The sequence below is a fragment of the Bradyrhizobium sp. WSM4874 genome, from assembly GCF_055811835.1.
Genome location: NZ_JBVVPR010000195.1, coordinates 1 through 561, shown reverse-complemented (window position 1 = coordinate 561; position 561 = coordinate 1). Strand labels below are relative to the sequence as shown.

Here is a 561-nt window from a genome sequence, read left to right as displayed (position 1 = left end):
TCCCTTTGTGGAAGGCGACCGGCTTTACCGGACCGGCGACCTTGCGCGGTACTTGCCGGACGGCAATCTGGAGTTTTTGGGCCGCAACGACGAGCAGGTGAAGATCCGCGGCTTCCGGATCGAGCCGGGTGAGATCGCGGCGCGGCTTGCCGAGCACCCGCTCGTGCGCGAGGCGGTGGTGGTGGCGCAGCAGGATGGCAGTGGCGAGCAGCGACTGGTTGCGTATGTCGTTGCGGCTGCGGAGCACGCCGCTGAAGCTGAGGGGGCTGATCTTGCCGGCACGTTGCGCGCGCATGTCAGTGCGCGGCTGCCGGACTACATGGTGCCGGCTGCGTTCGTGCGGCTGGCGGCGCTGCCGCTGACGCCGAACGGCAAGCTGGACCGCAACGCGCTGCCGGCACCTCGGGATGCGGCGTATGCGCGGGCGGCTTACGAGCCGCCGCGGGGCGAGATCGAGACCGCGCTGGCAAAGCTCTGGGCGGAGCTTCTCGGTGTGGCGCGGGTCGGCCGCCACGACCACTTCTTCGAGCTGGGCGGCCATTCGCTGTTGGCGGTGCAGCT

1 protein-coding gene is annotated in these 561 nt (G+C 69.7%); it reads left to right on the top strand.

Translation table 11 applies throughout. The annotated features are described in order from the left end of the window. Window positions 1-561, top strand: a 561-nt coding sequence (locus tag AC0L3P_RS40005) for an AMP-binding enzyme (RefSeq protein ID WP_473309464.1), incomplete at both ends; no start/stop codon positions are given.